The sequence below is a fragment of the Larkinella arboricola genome (genome assembly GCF_003259745.1).
In the GTDB taxonomy this organism is placed as follows: Bacteria; Bacteroidota; Bacteroidia; order Cytophagales; family Spirosomataceae; genus Larkinella; species Larkinella arboricola.
Genome location: NZ_QLMC01000001.1, coordinates 1,283,933 through 1,299,257, shown reverse-complemented (window position 1 = coordinate 1,299,257; position 15,325 = coordinate 1,283,933). Strand labels below are relative to the sequence as shown.

At 45.0% G+C, this 15,325-nt stretch carries 13 protein-coding genes and 1 tRNA gene; 3 read left to right on the top strand and 11 right to left on the bottom strand.

The genetic code is table 11. The features are described from left to right. Positions 1-21 precede the first annotated feature (21 nt). The 3 genes from LX87_RS05150 to LX87_RS05140 all read right to left on the bottom strand — a co-directional run bounded on the left by LX87_RS05150 (position 22) and on the right by LX87_RS05140 (position 3,602). Positions 22-1,017: a nucleoside hydrolase gene (locus tag LX87_RS05150; protein ID WP_111627070.1), complete on the bottom strand. Its 996-nt coding sequence runs from the start codon at positions 1,015-1,017 to the stop codon at positions 22-24. A 33-nt stretch (positions 1,018-1,050) separates the two neighbouring features. Continuing rightward, entirely contained in the window at positions 1,051-2,187 is a 1,137-nt protein-coding gene (locus LX87_RS05145) for an LBF_2804 family protein (RefSeq protein WP_111627069.1), read from the bottom strand. 116 nt (positions 2,188-2,303) lie between these two features. After that, positions 2,304-3,602 (bottom strand): Gfo/Idh/MocA family protein, encoded by a 1,299-nt coding sequence (locus tag LX87_RS05140; RefSeq protein ID WP_111627068.1) that lies wholly within the window; start codon positions 3,600-3,602, stop codon positions 2,304-2,306. A 282-nt stretch (positions 3,603-3,884) separates the two neighbouring features. Here LX87_RS05140 and ubiE point away from each other — a divergent pair, with 282 nt between their 5' ends. The 3 genes from ubiE to LX87_RS05125 all read left to right on the top strand — a co-directional run bounded on the left by ubiE (position 3,885) and on the right by LX87_RS05125 (position 5,515). Beyond that, positions 3,885-4,610: a bifunctional demethylmenaquinone methyltransferase/2-methoxy-6-polyprenyl-1,4-benzoquinol methylase UbiE gene (gene ubiE / locus LX87_RS05135; protein WP_111627067.1), complete on the top strand. Its 726-nt coding sequence runs from the start codon at positions 3,885-3,887 to the stop codon at positions 4,608-4,610. Continuing rightward, positions 4,580-5,296, top strand: coding sequence for a type IX secretion/gliding motility protein PorT/SprT (porT, locus tag LX87_RS05130; protein ID WP_229310548.1), 717 nt, complete (start codon positions 4,580-4,582; stop codon positions 5,294-5,296). Before ubiE ends, porT begins: the two co-directional genes overlap by 31 nt. A gap of 144 nt (positions 5,297-5,440) precedes the next feature. Beyond that, positions 5,441-5,515: transfer RNA gene (locus LX87_RS05125), tRNA-Val, on the top strand. A 101-nt stretch (positions 5,516-5,616) separates the two neighbouring features. Here the strand turns inward: LX87_RS05125 and LX87_RS05120 are convergent. The 8 genes from LX87_RS05120 to LX87_RS05080 all read right to left on the bottom strand — a co-directional run bounded on the left by LX87_RS05120 (position 5,617) and on the right by LX87_RS05080 (position 15,321). Continuing rightward, positions 5,617-5,901, bottom strand: a complete 285-nt coding sequence (locus tag LX87_RS05120) for a hypothetical protein (RefSeq protein ID WP_111627065.1) — start codon at positions 5,899-5,901, stop codon at positions 5,617-5,619. Between the two features lie 270 nt (positions 5,902-6,171). After that, entirely contained in the window at positions 6,172-6,426 is a 255-nt protein-coding gene (locus LX87_RS05110; protein ID WP_111627063.1) for a hypothetical protein, read from the bottom strand. 31 nt (positions 6,427-6,457) lie between these two features. Next, the gene (locus tag LX87_RS05105) at positions 6,458-6,943 is read right to left on the bottom strand and encodes a hypothetical protein (protein ID WP_111627062.1); all 486 of its coding nucleotides are present in this window, start codon (positions 6,941-6,943) and stop codon (positions 6,458-6,460) included. Between the two features lie 226 nt (positions 6,944-7,169). Then, positions 7,170-7,460 carry a hypothetical protein gene (locus LX87_RS28505; protein ID WP_146624428.1) on the bottom strand — a complete coding sequence of 97 codons (291 nt, stop codon included), beginning with the start codon at positions 7,458-7,460 and terminating at the stop codon, positions 7,170-7,172. A 2-nt stretch (positions 7,461-7,462) separates the two neighbouring features. Continuing rightward, complete coding sequence (locus LX87_RS05095) at positions 7,463-7,747, bottom strand: hypothetical protein (protein ID WP_111627060.1); 285 nt, start codon at positions 7,745-7,747, stop codon at positions 7,463-7,465. A 238-nt stretch (positions 7,748-7,985) separates the two neighbouring features. After that, positions 7,986-10,376, bottom strand: a complete 2,391-nt coding sequence (locus tag LX87_RS05090; RefSeq protein WP_111627059.1) for a DEAD/DEAH box helicase — start codon at positions 10,374-10,376, stop codon at positions 7,986-7,988. 332 nt (positions 10,377-10,708) lie between these two features. Next, entirely contained in the window at positions 10,709-13,135 is a 2,427-nt protein-coding gene (locus tag LX87_RS05085; RefSeq protein WP_229310547.1) for a TnsA endonuclease N-terminal domain-containing protein, read from the bottom strand. Positions 13,136-13,386: 251 nt separating this feature from the next. After that, positions 13,387-15,321, bottom strand: coding sequence for a site-specific DNA-methyltransferase (locus LX87_RS05080; RefSeq protein WP_111627057.1), 1,935 nt, complete (start codon positions 15,319-15,321; stop codon positions 13,387-13,389). Between the last annotated feature and the right edge of the window lie 4 nt (positions 15,322-15,325).

The following is a 15,325-nucleotide window of genomic DNA, read 5'->3' as shown; positions in this document are numbered from 1 at the left end:
TTTTTTCACAAAAAAGTGCAATTAGTTAACTTTTTTTCTGTTTTTGGGTTGGTGCATCATTAATGCTTCGATTTCTTCGGTAACCTGCGCCACCGGCATTTTATCGGTCAGGTAATAATGAGTTCCATTCGGATCATCCTGCCAGCCGTTGTTACCCCCTTTGGCGATATACCGTCCTCGTTTCAAACCATAATACGGTTCGGCACCGCGAATGGCCACCAGGACGGCCGTCTGGTCCCAACTCATCCTCCCGTTATTATCGTCCTTCGTCATGGGCATACAACGGGCAAAAACATCCTTCACGGGGCTTTGCAGCTTCTGGTCAGCCACCAGCCGGAGGCCGGTTTTCACCTGCTTTCCAATTTCGAAACCGCTGAAAATAATCGGTGTAGGCCAGTTGGCAAACGCTTTTTCGGAAGCCACCGAGTCTTTGAACACATTAAACTCACGGCCTTCCGGAAAAAGTCCTGCCATTGATACCAGCTCCTTTACTTTCTGTTTTACCAGGTCTCTTCCGTTCAGTCTGGAATACTGATCCGGCTTTGAGTCCAGCAGATCCGCCATATTCGTTAGGAATCCGATGGTAACAATGGTGACGCTTCCGTTGGGTTGGCGGGCCAGCACCCCGCGATAGGTCGTTACGGCATCGGGCGCGTCGGCGCTCGACCGAATGGTATGTGGGTAGGTAGCCACCAGCATTTCCGGCCATTTCTGCCAGGCGCCATCCGTCACGCCGGGGCCTTTCGGCACACCGGTCGGCAGGTCCGGGCGGCCAAAATACGTGTTCAGCACATCAATCGTTGGGACGACTAATTTGTGCTTGTTGGACGAAATAACGGCCAGCGGTCGGGCCTCTCCCCGATCGGCCAGGGCGTGCAGCACCGCCATAGCGCCAACATCGTCATAGTCGGGGCCAATATCGGTATCTAAAATGACGGGAACGGGTTGTTTCGGGCGGTTTTGAGCAAATGAAATGATGGCAAAAGCCAGCAGGCACAGGGTTAAAAAGGGTTTCATAGGAATAGATGATTAACGGACCAAGTTCCGAAATTACACCCACAACCCCTCTCCTTTCACAAAATTTCTCTGCATTGTCTCCACATCAGCCATCGGCGTTTTCACCACGCCCGCATTTTGCCATTGCCGGAGCCGGTTCCGTTCCAGCGGTGATAGATGCCCGTCGATGAGAATGGTAAATAGAAAAAGCCGTTCGACTCCCTGCCGAATATGATTTGGACAACTAGCCAGTTGTTCGGCAAAACCGTCGGTTCTGACCACCCGCATCTTATCCGGATCAATGGCAAAACGAGACATAAGGGCTTCCAACAGCAGCAGATGCGGATAATTGCCCGGCTTCGACGAAACGCCAGCCTGCTGCAATATGCCCGGAAGAAACCGCCGAAAGGCAGGCTCCCGCCCAAACTCCTCGACCAGATCGTTGGTAAACTGCCGGATCGTAAGCGGAACCATCACCCGAATCTGGGCTTGCTGTAAAATCTGGTGTGTGGCCCAGCCAATCCAGACGGCGGCAACCAGTGTACTGCTCAGCACCATACTAACGGGCGAGATGGGCTGCCCATTCCAGAACCGAAACCCCAGTTGCACAATCGCATCGCTTGCAAAAGCCAGCAGTAGGACCGTTACCAGATAACCGGGCATTGTCCAGGGCAACAAAGGCCGGGGTTGCATTCGAAGCCGAAACACACTGCGTTGGGGGCCGTTCTCGGCCAGTTGATTTAAATGACGGTTGTACGAAGCATCATGAAAGCGGGGAAACTGGCACGTCACCTCAATAAGCCGAATAGCCCCGTTGTGAACCAGAATCAGGGCGTGTACAACCAGATACAGAATTAAAACCGCAAACAGGATGCTGATCAGCGGCCAGTCACCCAGCGTGGTATGGGTTTTGGTAAACCAGTCGGTCCACAAAACGTGTGGCAGGTAAAACACCCAGATACCCAGCACGACAACAGCCGCAGCCGCCAGCATGGTAAAAATCTTGAGCCGCTGAATTGCAAGCTTTTCGGCACGACTCAACACAAATGGCTCGTCTGACGGATGGACTGTATGCATGGCGCGCGCCAGATAACGAAGAGCCGTCCGGCCTGCGGTGGCCTGGTCAAAATCGCCAGTAGAATCGGGGGAATCGGACATGAACGTAAACAGCTTGCTTCTCTTATAACTCATAAAAAAGGCAAGCTGTTTACGTTCAAACGGACTTTAGCTCACAAATCCCGGGTTCGGGTCTGAGTATCAGGACGTACAAAGATTAAAGCCTGGAATGGCTGATCCGTAGGCCGATTCTAGACCGGATATTTCCATTCACCGCGGTATTCACGGCTCAGGAGTTTGTTGGCTTCGGCGTCGTTTTTGATCAACTGTTTTTCACCATCCCACTCAATACTACGCCCTAGCTTATACGACAACATCCCCAGCAGCGCCATATTGGTCGAACGGTGTCCGATTTCAATGTCGCAGGTCGGGAGGCTTTTGGATTTAATGGCTTTCAGAAAATCATCCCACAGTTGGGCAATGTTCTGATCATCGGGCTTATTGAGTTGGGCATCCTGATGGATTACCGGCTTTTTGGGATCCGTCGGATAAAAGGTCCAGCCATCGAGCCACCCCATGTGGAAGGTTCCTTCCGTGCCGTAGAAATAAACGCCTACGGCCTGCTGCGGGTGGGTTTTCTCGGCGTTGTTGCCCGCAAACGTGCGATGTTCCCAGACCGCCGTAAAGTCTTCAAACTCGAAGCTGGTCACCTGATGATCGGGCGCGTCGGTATTGTCTTTTTTGATGGCCCGACCACCGGCGGAAAAGACCTTTTTCGGATATTTTTCTTCCGTCCACCACAGAATCTGATCCATCCAGTGGATGCCCCAGTCGCCTAGCGTTCCGTTGGCATAATCCAGATACTGCCGGAAACCGCGCGGATGGATGGTTCGGTTGTAAGGCCGCAGGGGGGCGGGTCCACACCAGAGGTCCCAGTCCATTTCTTTCGGTGCTTCCTCATCCGGCACCAGTTGCCCCGGTCCACCGCCGTAATGCACAAACGCCCGGGCCATTCCGATCTTACCGGCTTTGCCCGACTTCAGAAACTCCATTCCGGACACGTTATGCGGAGAAACCCGCCGGTGCGTACCAACCTGACACACTTTACCGGTTTGCCGGGCGGTTTTGACCATGGCTTTCCCTTCATTGATCGTATGCCCGATTGGTTTTTCTACGTACACATGCGCGCCCTGTTTCATGGCTTCGATGGCAATGAGCGGGTGCCAGTGGTCGGGCGTGGCCACAATCACAATTTCGGGTTTCTCGCGGGAAAGCAGCTCCCTGAAATCCCGGTATAATTTTGGTTTGTCGCTGGTAAGTTTGGAGAACTCTCCGGCGGTTTTGGTCAGTTGGCGCTGGTCAACGTCACAAAGCGCCACGAGTTTTGACTGCCCGGACTGCATCGCACAACGCAGGATATTGTTGCCCCACCAACCGGCGCCAATCAGGGCCGTACGGTACGTCGATTGCTGGGCCAGCGTGATCAGGGGACGGCTCATCACCGCAGCACCGGCCAGAGCCGATGTTTTCAGAAAGTCGGAACGATTCATAGACACAAAGGGAAGAAATAGTCCTGGAAAACTACGGATTCTGAGAAGGAATCACAAACTTTCTAGCCAAAGGCACCTACCTTTGTCAAACGAAATGGTTGAATGGTTTTGAGGGTTACCTAGTTAGAATGGTCAGATGATTTCAGCGGCTGAAAAAGGGTTAGCGGGTTGGTACCCGGGCAGTTTTTTCATACCATAAATTATCCAGCCTTTTTAGCTACTAAACCGTTTAACCAGCAATAACCATCTCAATTATTTTTAATCATTCAGCCAAGAATCATCATGGCCGTTGTTCCTTACAAAGATAAAAAAACCAGCAAGCGCGAGCAGGTCGAGGAAATGTTCGACTCCATTTCGCCCAAGTACGACCTGCTGAATCACCTGCTCAGCGCCGGTATCGACATTGTCTGGCGGAAGAAAGCGATTCAATTGCTGCAACCGGAAAAGCCCCGCCGGGTGCTGGATATTGCCACCGGTACGGGTGATTTTGCCATCGAAGCCCTCAAACTGAATCCCGAAAAAATAACCGGCGTCGATATTTCGGAGGGAATGCTGAAAATTGGCCGGGAGAAAATCCGGAAACTGGGCCTGGAAAACAAAATTGAACTGCGCACCGGCGATTCGGAAAGATTGCCGTTTTCAGACAATGTTTTCGACGCCGTGATCGTTTCGTTTGGTGTACGCAATTTCGAAAATCTCCTCAAAGGGCTAACCGATATGTACCGTGTGACACGGAAGGGCGGCACTTGTGTGATTCTGGAGTTTTCGAAACCGCGTAAATTTCCATTTAAGCAGTTTTTTAGTTTTTATACCAATCGCTTGCTGCCTTTGATCGGTCGGCTGGTGTCGAAAGATGCTTCGGCCTACACGTATCTGCCCGAGTCAATGCAGGCGTTTCCGGATGGCCCGGATTTTGTTCGGGTTCTGGAACAGGCAGGTTTTACGCAAACACGATGGATACCTCTTACATTTGGCATTTGTTCTATTTACATCGGAAAAAAAGTATAGCGGTTGGTTTGCTGCTGACGTTGCTGATTCCCGATCTGCGGGCGCAGTCGTCGATGCGCTACCGCCGGATTCACCTGGAAGATTACGAAGACAGGACCATCCGGTACGGTTTTCTGTTTGCGGCTCCCATTACCCGCTTCAATATTAAATACAGCGACGCCTACGTGAACGCCGATTCAGCCTACCAGCTGTATTCGCCCAATAAAGCGGGGTTTCGGGTTGGCTTCATTCTGAACACCATTCTGAGCAACCGTTTTGATGTCCGGATTACGCCCGCCGTGTCGCTTTATTCCCGCTCGGTCGAGTCCAGATACCCGGGCGGTACGGGCAAAAGTGAAGTACGCGAATCGACCTGGGTTGACTTTCCGGTGTTGTTAAAATACAAATCCCAACGGCGAAGGAATTCGCGGATGTACATGGTGGGTGGCGCATCGCTCGGTCTTGAGACGAACGTTCGCCGGCGGGAAGTAGCCGGTTCAAGCCGACTGCTTACCAAAAACAAGGATCTGTCGGTGGAATACGGTATTGGGTTCGAGCAGTTTTTCGAGTTTTTCAAATTTTCGCCGGAGATCCGGTTTTCGCACGGTTTGGTCAATCTGTTCGAACCGGTGCAGGGTAATACCGCTAATATTGGCCTCCAGAAACTGCGGACGCATACGGTAACGTTGTACCTCAATTTTGAATAAAAAAGCCTCTATAAAAGTCACTGAGGCTGAATGCATTGGAAAATAATTTAATTTTTTTTGGTTAAAAGCTTGCATAAAGCCCCCAGAGCTAGCTATATTTGCACTCCCAAACGACGGGAAATAGTCAGCGGGAAAACATAAAAAGGGAGTTTAGCTCAGCTGGTTCAGAGCATCTGCCTTACAAGCAGAGGGTCGGCGGTTCGAACCCGTCAACTCCCACCTTGAAAATCAAGCACTTACAATAATTTGTAAGTGCTTTTTTGTTTTTAGGTAAAGCGTTAGGTAAAACATTGGCACATAAGTTGTAAAAGGCGTGCTATTTATGGCTCATCGGGTGTCAGTCTCTTTGCCCCTACTGAATAATCAATCAGTGTAAACTTGGAGGTGTTGGGTATCTGATCAAACTCTTTATCAGTTAATAGCTTTTGGCTACCATCTAAATTAATCAGGTATTTTATGGCTTCTGTAGTACTGTAAACCGCCCAGCGGTAGGAGGAACACTGTTTTTGCTCCTGCTTGCCTTTATAGACTCGCAAGTTTTCTGGTTTGCCTGTAAAGAAATCCGCCAATAGTTGACGTTTGATGTTACTCCGGGTGTAGCTCATTAGTTTGACGTCGATAGTTATCGGGTATCAGGATTAATACCTTTCCTGCCTTTGCCAAGATTTCGCCGTATGTAAGTGAATCTGTTATCATAATGCCACTATTGAGAGTATAGCTTGCTTGAACAGGTTCACCGCTCAACTCATCAGGCATCCGGTCAACGATTATAACCCCGGTAATACGCTGCTGTTCCTCCTTTAAAGCCCGTAAGCCGTTTGTCTGTCCTTGTAGAAGCTGGTTTAACAAAGTACGTTTATCCGGTTGCTGCATGATTAAATGTCTAGAACAATACAACTACAGCCGTAGTAAATGGGGTCGTTTACAAAATCTTTATAGTGTATTTTTTTGACAATTCCTCCATGCCGGGGCCGGACCTCAACCCAATCCATTGGTTCAGCGTCTCTTCCCTCTGTAACGACCATGAACCAGGCATCGCGCTTTTCTTCCCGTAGCTGTTTTATTGCTCGCTGGCTTGATCTCCCATTTATCAATTTTGAAAGAAAGGCAATTTTTTCAGCTCGTTTCATAAAATGTTCTTTTTTGTCTGGCTGAACAGTCTTATCTAGAAGCGTCCGTTTCAAAGGAAAGAAGAAGTATAGGATACAAATCAAAAGCTGATGCACTTTGATTGAAGTAACGGCGGAGGTCTGCAATAGTGCCGCCTTTTAGGTAGCGGTTTGAATAATCAGGATAGCGGATTTGAATAGAATCTAACTGTACAGCATCAAACCTATAATCATCAACATCAATACTTCCAACGGCACTATAAGGATAATAAGGGTACTTGAAAGTGTCAATTGCATCAAATCGGCGTAAGCAGTCCCTTAATGGTATGTAAACCTTTCGGTTATGATCTATGATACTTGCGGTCGGCATTACCAACACATCTAATAGAAGCGGAGAACATTGTCGGATATTAACGAACCCATAAACTTCAAGATAAGGCATAGCCTTTTTCTGGCGTTCACAGTGTAATTCTCTCAACTTTTCATTGTTTCCCTCCAAAAGGTTCTCCAAGACTTTTAGTTTTTCGGTCCGGTTCATAAGCTGTTACGTACGGTAAACGATTCGTCCATCCGGGTAACGGTCATAACTCTTGCTAGTGCCATCGCGATAGATTTCAATGTGAAATGTCGGCTGGTCGGGGTTTTGCAGCTGTAGACGGGTTTCGTCGCCCAAATTCAATGTTAAATAGATGGGTTCCTGACTTTTACGAAAGTCCGAAATCTGTTTTGGCGTCATCGTGCCTTGCAATGCACTGGCTAATAGCTTAATCTTTTCGGCACGGGTTAGCAATGGCATGGCGGAAGTTATCTGCATGTGCTCTTAGTTCCTCATCTGTCAATGCTTCGAAGTCAGGTAAGGGTGGAGGCATGATACCGGTTTCTCGATATATCTTTTTCCTGATTCGTTCTTGCTTTGCTTTTATTTCCGCATCCGTCATTTTGGAAAAATCGCGTTCACGGCTTTGGTAATGGCTACGTATCGGGGCTGACCGACCATTCACTAATTCATGCAAGATCTTCACCTTTTGCGAGCGGCTAACTTGTGCTAATCTCATGCCTAATCCAGCTTAGCCATTGCCTTATCTAACAGAGCGTCAATTTGATCATCCGTCAGCGTGGATAGATCTATTTTCTGTTCCCGCTGTTTGGGCAGTACATACTCGATAAATTTCAGGTAAGCCATTACTCGGTCTTTTGGTTCGAGCAATTCCAGGTCAGCTTGAATCGAATCAAACTGATTGTCGATAAGAGTAGCTATCCGATTTTTTAAATCCGTGCTGGTTCGGTTGGTGCTACCGAGCTGTCTCCCTCCCGTTTTTTCGCGTCCTTTTTCAAACTTCATCGGTCCTCTATTTTCTCTCTAATTTAGAGAAAATAAGGCTAAAAAAGAAGTTAAAAGTAAAGTCAGATTTTGTAAATAAATGCAATAAAAGTATTTTATTTTAAAGAGAGACAACGGTTCGGACACTGCCGAAGGGGAGGATTTTCACCACGGCCGTTTAATAGAATTACAATGTTCAATTACTTTCATTAGTTTAATAGTATTGCGCACCCCCGCCTCTGACAATTATTTGTACCAATTAGTTCTTTATTTCCTTTCCATTTCTTATCAAGTCAGTGAGTAACTGTCCATTTTGATTAATCCAATAACTTTTGTCACAAACTATTATTAATTGCTTTTTAGCTCTACTTACAGCGGTATTAACTAAGTTTAATCCCTTAGAGGCTAATATAGTTGAGTCAACAAACCATTTGTCAGATGTATCAACAACACTAAGGATAACCGTATCCCATTCACGCCCTTGAGAACCATGTACTGTAAGAATTTTTAAGTCATTTCTTTCTTTTGGCAATTGAGTATTCAAGAGCTTTATCTGTTTCTTATATGGCGTAAGGATAACAAAATCTTCTTGATTTAATCTTTTCAAATTTTCAACGATTTTTCCTATAGCCTGAACCTCATTACTTGAAATTCGACTCTTTAGACCTTCAATCTTTTTAGCGTCAATATATAAAATCTGGGTTTCACCAATAGGGTTTAATGAGGTAAATTGCCTATTATAAACATGTTGTCCCAGTATAAGGGCTAAGTTATTGCCAAATCTATATGTAGCATTTAACGATGTTTTTTTGATATCTATAGGATTAAAAGGAATATTATTTAAGTATTGATTAAGACAAGTATCTCTATCTCTTACAAATATATGGTCAAGATGGATAGCCGATTGAGCCCACAAAAACATATTTTTATATTTAGCCTCTCCTTTGATATCTGAATCGTTTATCTCACAAACAGGAGGCAATTGCATGTGATCACCAAGTAGCGTAACTGGTACTCTATGATTGAAAATTGTTAATGTTTTAATAATATTTGCATAACCCGCTTCGTCTAAAAATATATGGTCAACATTTAATTTAGATTCTGTATATCTTCCAATGTATCCGTCGAGTGTACAGGCTATGACTTGCACAGATTTTAACCTTTCTTCGGTTGAAGCAGCCGCTAACTTATTTCTTAAATTTATGTATTTTGTTAGTTCGTATTGAATCTGTTGAATTGGTATTTGTTTATACTCTTGGATGAGATGACTATCTATTTCTCTCTCTTCTTTTTCTTTTCTTAATAAGCTTTTTATCACACTTTTAACTTCTTCCAAATTTTTTTCTGATAAATCAGCTATTTGCGGTTCATAGTTTGTGTATTCTATGAAGAGGCCCTTTAAGTTTGAAAGTATATTCAATACATTACTATTTGCCTTTTCAAAAGATACTTGTTCCGCGTTAAGTTCTCTATCTAAACTTTCGTATTCATAATTATAAAAATCTAAGTCTTTATATGCATTTATAATTTTTGATTGAACTACCTCTAACTGGTCTTCATATTTTGAAGAAGATGAGAAAAATTTAGATACAGTGTATAAAATTGAGTTCTTCTTTCTTTCAATAATATTTTTATCATTTAATATCTTTTTAATTTCTTCATTTTTAAATTTTATATCTATTTCTTTTCTTTTCTTTAAGTTTATTTTATTGTCAACCTCATCTTTTATTTTTAACTTTTTTTGATATGCATATAATAAAGTATCAAAAATCCTTAAATTTTTTTCTTTAATCTTTATCTCTTCTATAGCATTATCGTAGCTTATAACTCTCTCAAGAATAGATATTTGTTTGTCAATTTCCTGTAAGTTTTTTTGAACTCCTTTTTCTTCACAAACGTCCGGAAATTCTTCAGCAAATTTCTTTGAAGGTGTTCCTAATCTTAATATTTTCGTTCTATCACTCCCCGCTTTGTCAGTCATTTTAATCACACCTCTCAAAACTTGTTCAATTGAATTATTAGTAGGTGCAAGTATTGCTACTTTTTTATTATTAGATATATAATGCAATACTGCGTATGAAAGGACGAATTGTGTTTTGCCCGTCCCTGGCGCTCCCCATACATACGAAAATGGGTTAATAAAAATATTTTCAAGGGACTGTTTCTGATTCAATGAAGGTTGGAATTCCTTTCCCGGAATAAACCTGATTGAGTCAAAAGTTTCTTTGAGAGAAGAAGTTTTTAAAGGGAGTGCTATATCCGCACCGTTAAGCTCAAACCAAGTTTTGACTCTCTGAATCAAGAATTTCAAATCAGAAATAACCTTAATGTCTGAATGCTTCAGATTTTGAAACTCATCCATTAATTCAATTGATGGCTTTATTAGCAGAATGTTTTTGTCTCCATCATATTCAACGACCTTTACTTGACCTGTATCATATTTTTTATTGTTTCTATAATTCTTAAAAAATAATGCTTCAGTATCAAAAAGTTTAGCCGATAGCCTTAGTTTAATAAACAGGTCTCTGCTTTCAAGATATTCTAACTCAAATACTTCTACCTCTTGTATTCCTTTTTCGTTTTGATCTAGGTAGTTATAATAAGCTGAGGAACTATCTATGGCAATTTCTCTAATTTCTTCTGTATTCATTCTATATCAATTTTGTCAAAAGTGTCAAGTGGGCCGCTAGCAAATGGCAAATACTCATATAACAGACAAAAACTTTGGTAATTAGATATAACTTTAATCTGAATCCCGATTCTCCAGTTTTGACTGTCCAATATTTGGAATAAGTTCACACTTTCTTGGCTTCGAGCGCCGGGATATCTGTATTCTCGGTACTTGAGTTCAATTCGCCAGCTTATCGAATTGTTAATTGTTCTTTAATTGGTTGTTGAGAAGACCCAAATCCAAACCTCATCGAAAGTTTGATCACAGCAAAGGCTTTTACCACTCTGTTTAAAGCAATCGGCTACAGGACTTTACAATGTGCTGTTCAACCTTTGATTCGCATTAAAAACTGTTGAGTTTCCTTCACCAATGCTCCACCCATACTTAGCCTGCGTCGCTGGAATCATCTCATACTTCATCGCTGAGGCATCCGCCATCTCATTTGCCCATTTTTTCTTGGCTTGGACAATGGCATCATCAATTTGATAATCCGCTTTCACTTCAAACATGACGTAACTACCGTCTGTGAGTTGAACCAAAAAATCTGGGTAATATGTTCGTAGCGAATGGCTTTCCGGGTCTATGTAAGGAATGCAGAAATCGCTTTGGCCGTGGGTCAGCATACCGGTGAACCAAACCTTATTGACTCGACTATCCCGAAGAAGTTCTTTGAAGAACTCGAACTCCGGTAAAGAGTCGAAGCAGTAGTCGCTTAAGTGAAACGACTTGTGTTTATACGCTTCATAGTATGAAGCTTGGTAGTTGGCAACACGATCTAGCCTGGCCTTGATTCGGTAGAAACCATCTTTGGGAGGTTTCACCAATTCGATTTCTAGTGGTTCTTTATACTCAAACGACTTCAACTCATACAATTCGTTGAACAGATGTGGAATAACCCATTCGTATAGCAATTCATTGAACTCGTTAACCGATTCAAGAATAGCAGTTATCCCTTCTTCCGAATTACGAAGCAGTTGAGCAACCCGCACAGGTGACAGGTTCAGGTAGCGGGCAATTTCGGCTACTAAACTTAATTCTGAAAATGTCCTTTTCTCCTTTATATCGGTCATATCCAGCTCGGGACCAATTTTCTTATCCAAGTTGGTCAGTGATCGTTGCGTGACAGAAATCCGATACTGTTCGGTCGGTGCTTCCCGAAGGCTAATCCGGGGACGCTCTACCTGCTTGGTCCGCAATTCAAACCGCTTCTGAACTCTTTGGAGCTTTACCTTAATGGGAGGGGGTACTACATGTACTTCAATCCGGTCACTATCGTCATCGCCTGCTGTAGTCAGGTCCTCAAGGGTCAATTTAAAGTTCTGGTCTAGTTCATTACGCAAAATGGTTTCGCACTCCTTCGATAGATAGACCTTAGCTGTTTCCTGTACCTCTCCAATTGCCCGCAAACAGCGCATTGTGGCTTGTAGCACAAAAACTTTTGACTTCGGCTCCCGGTGCATAGCCACTGAGAAAAGGCTCCGACAGTTCCAACCTTCTTTTCCCTTGTTAACCAGCAGAATAAACTGCTTCTCCGACGCGGGGGTATCAAGTAGGTTGAACTCTCTAATTTCATCGTTGGTACTCTTTTCGGTATTCTCCAGAACTTTACTGGTTGGAATGTTCAATTCTGCCAAAATGCTTTCTACTGAGGGGCGAATATCACCCTTTAATTCATCGACCGTTGTGCAGAAGATAGCCATTTTAGGAAGCATTCCTTCGTAGCGCTCTTGCCCAAACTGCTCCCAAAAGCCACTAATTGCCGACTTCAAAAAAGCCTTGGTCTGATGGCGAACGTTCTCATAAGCATCGAGTTTGACCTGTTTTAGGTATTTATTGTCAATGGCTTCTTTCAGTCCATAGCTATAGACTACTTCGGGTAGCAGGCGACTTCCGACGTAGGGCGTTCCGGTAAAGTTGTAACAGGCTACTACCTTTTCGCCCCGGTCACTGAGCAGTTTGGCTAATGCGTTGATCGTCGCCCGCAAACTGGTTTGTTGGGTAGGGTCAAAGTCCTGCGCCAGCTTGGTACCAAAGACGTGGTGGGCTTCATCGACGTAGATACCCAGGTTGCGCAGCCGACGCAGCTTCTCGAACCGCTGGTTGGTAACCAGCTCGGCTTCGGAGTCAAGATTGTCAAAGTCGTACAGGTCTTCAAAGTCCTTGTTCAGTTCTTTGATGTTGTAGGTTTTCTTGGCGTCGGCAAAGAGCAGGTCAGCGGCTTGTTTGGCCTTGTTCTGCCGCTTCAGGATGATCTTCTGCGTGTTGGTAATGATGACATTGTAAGCCGTTCCATCCAACACGTTCAGCGCGTCGCCCGACTCATCCAGGAAGTGAAACTTCAAATGGGCGTCCAGCCAGTTGATGTGCTCGGCCGGGACAACCCGCGATTTATCGAAGGTTTCGATCTCACGCAGGGCGGTCAGAACGGTTTTGTCAGGGGCAAATACCAGCGCGTTGTGGCAGTATTTCTCATCTTGAGGGAATTTATTGGCCAGCAAAAACTCGTAAAAGATGCAGGTAGCCATCAACACGGTTTTGCCAAGGCCCATCGTCAGGGCGAAGATGTAGTTTGGATAAGCTTGTTTGTAGGCGGCCATTTGCTGGAAAATGACGCGGGCAGTCTCCTTGTCGGTTTCCTGGTCCTGTTCCAGCACATCAAAAATTTGCCCTTGTCCGCTACGGTTAAAACCGCCTACGGCCCGCCCTTCAAACTTGCCACTCCGCTCAAACCACTCCATGAAGATGTCCGAGAGCTGAACGTTCCCAAAATACTCTTTTAGGAAGACGTAAATTTCGAGGGCCTCAAACTGGGGTTTGCGGAGGTAGGCACTGGCGTTCGTAGGGTCGTTAAATCGTAAAAATTTACGGGTTATCGCCGGATAGCTGGCGTAGATATCCTTGCGTTTCTCGGTATGGAACTTGAGCAGGAACCGGTAGAAGTGAAACTCTACTGATGGTTGCTTGGTGCGTTTAGCCATGAGTAGGTCAGTTAAAACGGTTCTACGGTTAGTTCAAGGGATTCGGATAGCAAGTCCGTAATTTTTACGCGGATCGTTCCGTGATTTGCCGGTAAAGGGTATACGCCACGCACGAGGGCGTTACCTTCGGGAATATCGACCGTGGTAGGTTCGAGCACGGCCCCGTCGTAGTTCCAGTCAATCAAGACTGATTCGACCAGTTCTTTCCAGTCACCCGCGTCCTCTTTCATGAGCGAAAGTTTTTGGAGCAGGTTCATCGGGTAGAACTCCCGGATCAGTAGCTGGTTGTTCTCGATAGTTACCACGGCCTCGGCGTCACGCTTGAATTCAAGCTTCGAGCGATCGCGCAGGACATCCACAACCTCTACGTCGATGAGGTAACCCATCTGCTTGACTTCGGCTTTGAGCTGCGCAGCCAGGTCGGGTTCGTGACCCATACAAACGAGCGTGATATGTTCGACGGGGCGGTTAGGGCTTGCGTCTTTGCGGATCTGGTAGGCGCGCAGGTCGATGTTGGCCAGCAGGTCGTTGAGGTCGGCGCGGGTAGCAATCCGGTTGACGGGCATGACCTTGACCATGCGCCCGTCTTTTTCACCGTCCCACAACCCACCGGCGGGGGCAGGTTCCACTTCGAGCGCTTTCATTAGGATTTCTTTAGCTTCGAGCGGATTGCGGAATACGTCGTAGTGGTTGACGTTATAGACCTGAAAGCCGGTATAAACCTTGCCATCGGGCAGTTTGGCGTTCAGTTCCTGAGCCACTCTGACAAGCCGTTTGGTAGTGGTCTGAATAGCGCCGAGGTTGATATCAGCCCCCAGAAACCGCCGACCAAGTTTCATGGCTACAGCTTGCGTAGTGCCACTGCCCATAAAGCAGTCAAAAACGAGGTCGCCAGGATTGGTGGAAGTTTTTAGTATTCGTTCAAGTAGTGCCTCTGGTTTTTGAGTAGGGTAATCTACCCTCTCTTCCGCTTGGGAATTTATAGTGAAAACATCAGTCCAAAGGGACTGTACAACTTTTCCTTCCCATTCATCTAGATATTGCTTGCGACGTATTCTTTTTGTCTTATCTTCGGGAAAATACAATTTGCCTTCTTCTTCATATCTTAGCATTGTTTCGTAAGAAACACTCCAGCCATTTGAATGAGGTTTATAACCTTTATAATCATAGATAAGATTTGGCCGAGGATTTGGCGAATTAAGAGCAGTTAATTGATATAGTCTGCCATCAGCATCTCTATTTGTAAATTTTTCTTTAATATATTTTTCTGATTCTTCTTTCGAAAAAAGCTGATGGTAAGTATAATTCTCCGATTTGACGTACCAAAATATCGTTTCCGTTACTGACTCAAATAAATTTGATTCACCTGTAGTCGTTCGTCCTCCTCGTCTTTTCCAAATTATCTCGTTCTTAAAATTACTTTGCCCAAAAACTTCATCCAATAAACATCTTAAGTAATGATTTTTATGATAGTCACAGTGTAGATACAGAGAACCCGTTTCGGCTAACAATTCCCGTAATATTACCAAACGTTCATACATAAACTGCAAGTACTCGTCATTGGTCCAAATGTCAGTATACTGCTTTTCCTCAAAAGCGGTGGCGTCGTTGGCAACGGCTTTACCACGTAGTTGAATCTTCTTCTTATAATCCGCCTTCGAGTCGAACGGCGGGTCAATGTAAATCAAATCCACCTGCCCCCTAAACTTCTTCAGCAAGTGACTCATGACTTGAAGGTTGTCTCCCCAGAAGATCTGGTTTATCCAACCATCGGTCTCTTCGCCGTAGGTTTCTTTAAGTTGAGCGGGGTAGAACTGCGTACTGGTAAACGGCCGTTTTCCCTGCCACTGGAGCATGGGGTAACCTTTGATGGGTTCAAACTGGTAATTTTCTACGGTGGTTTCCTCCTGCCGAGTACGGGCGTTGAGGTTAAGGTTAGTTTGCATGTTG

Excerpts from the sequence above, each read along its gene's own strand:
- LX87_RS05150 (WP_111627070.1), bottom strand. The coding sequence starts at position 1,017 with ATGAAACCCTTTTTAACCCTGTGCCTGCTGGCTTTTGCCATCATTTCA.
- LX87_RS05145 (WP_111627069.1), bottom strand. The coding sequence starts at position 2,187 with ATGAGTTATAAGAGAAGCAAGCTGTTTACGTTCATGTCCGATTCCCCC.
- LX87_RS05140 (WP_111627068.1), bottom strand. The coding sequence starts at position 3,602 with ATGAATCGTTCCGACTTTCTGAAAACATCGGCTCTGGCCGGTGCTGCG.
- ubiE (WP_111627067.1), top strand. The coding sequence starts at position 3,885 with ATGGCCGTTGTTCCTTACAAAGATAAAAAAACCAGCAAGCGCGAGCAG.
- LX87_RS05120 (WP_111627065.1), bottom strand. The coding sequence starts at position 5,901 with ATGAGCTACACCCGGAGTAACATCAAACGTCAACTATTGGCGGATTTC.
- LX87_RS05110 (WP_111627063.1), bottom strand. The coding sequence starts at position 6,426 with ATGAAACGAGCTGAAAAAATTGCCTTTCTTTCAAAATTGATAAATGGG.
- LX87_RS05105 (WP_111627062.1), bottom strand. The coding sequence starts at position 6,943 with ATGAACCGGACCGAAAAACTAAAAGTCTTGGAGAACCTTTTGGAGGGA.
- LX87_RS28505 (WP_146624428.1), bottom strand. The coding sequence starts at position 7,460 with ATGAGATTAGCACAAGTTAGCCGCTCGCAAAAGGTGAAGATCTTGCAT.
- LX87_RS05095 (WP_111627060.1), bottom strand. The coding sequence starts at position 7,747 with ATGAAGTTTGAAAAAGGACGCGAAAAAACGGGAGGGAGACAGCTCGGT.
- LX87_RS05090 (WP_111627059.1), bottom strand. The coding sequence starts at position 10,376 with ATGAATACAGAAGAAATTAGAGAAATTGCCATAGATAGTTCCTCAGCT.
- LX87_RS05085 (WP_229310547.1), bottom strand. The coding sequence starts at position 13,135 with ATGGAGTGGTTTGAGCGGAGTGGCAAGTTTGAAGGGCGGGCCGTAGGC.
- LX87_RS05080 (WP_111627057.1), bottom strand. The coding sequence starts at position 15,321 with ATGCAAACTAACCTTAACCTCAACGCCCGTACTCGGCAGGAGGAAACC.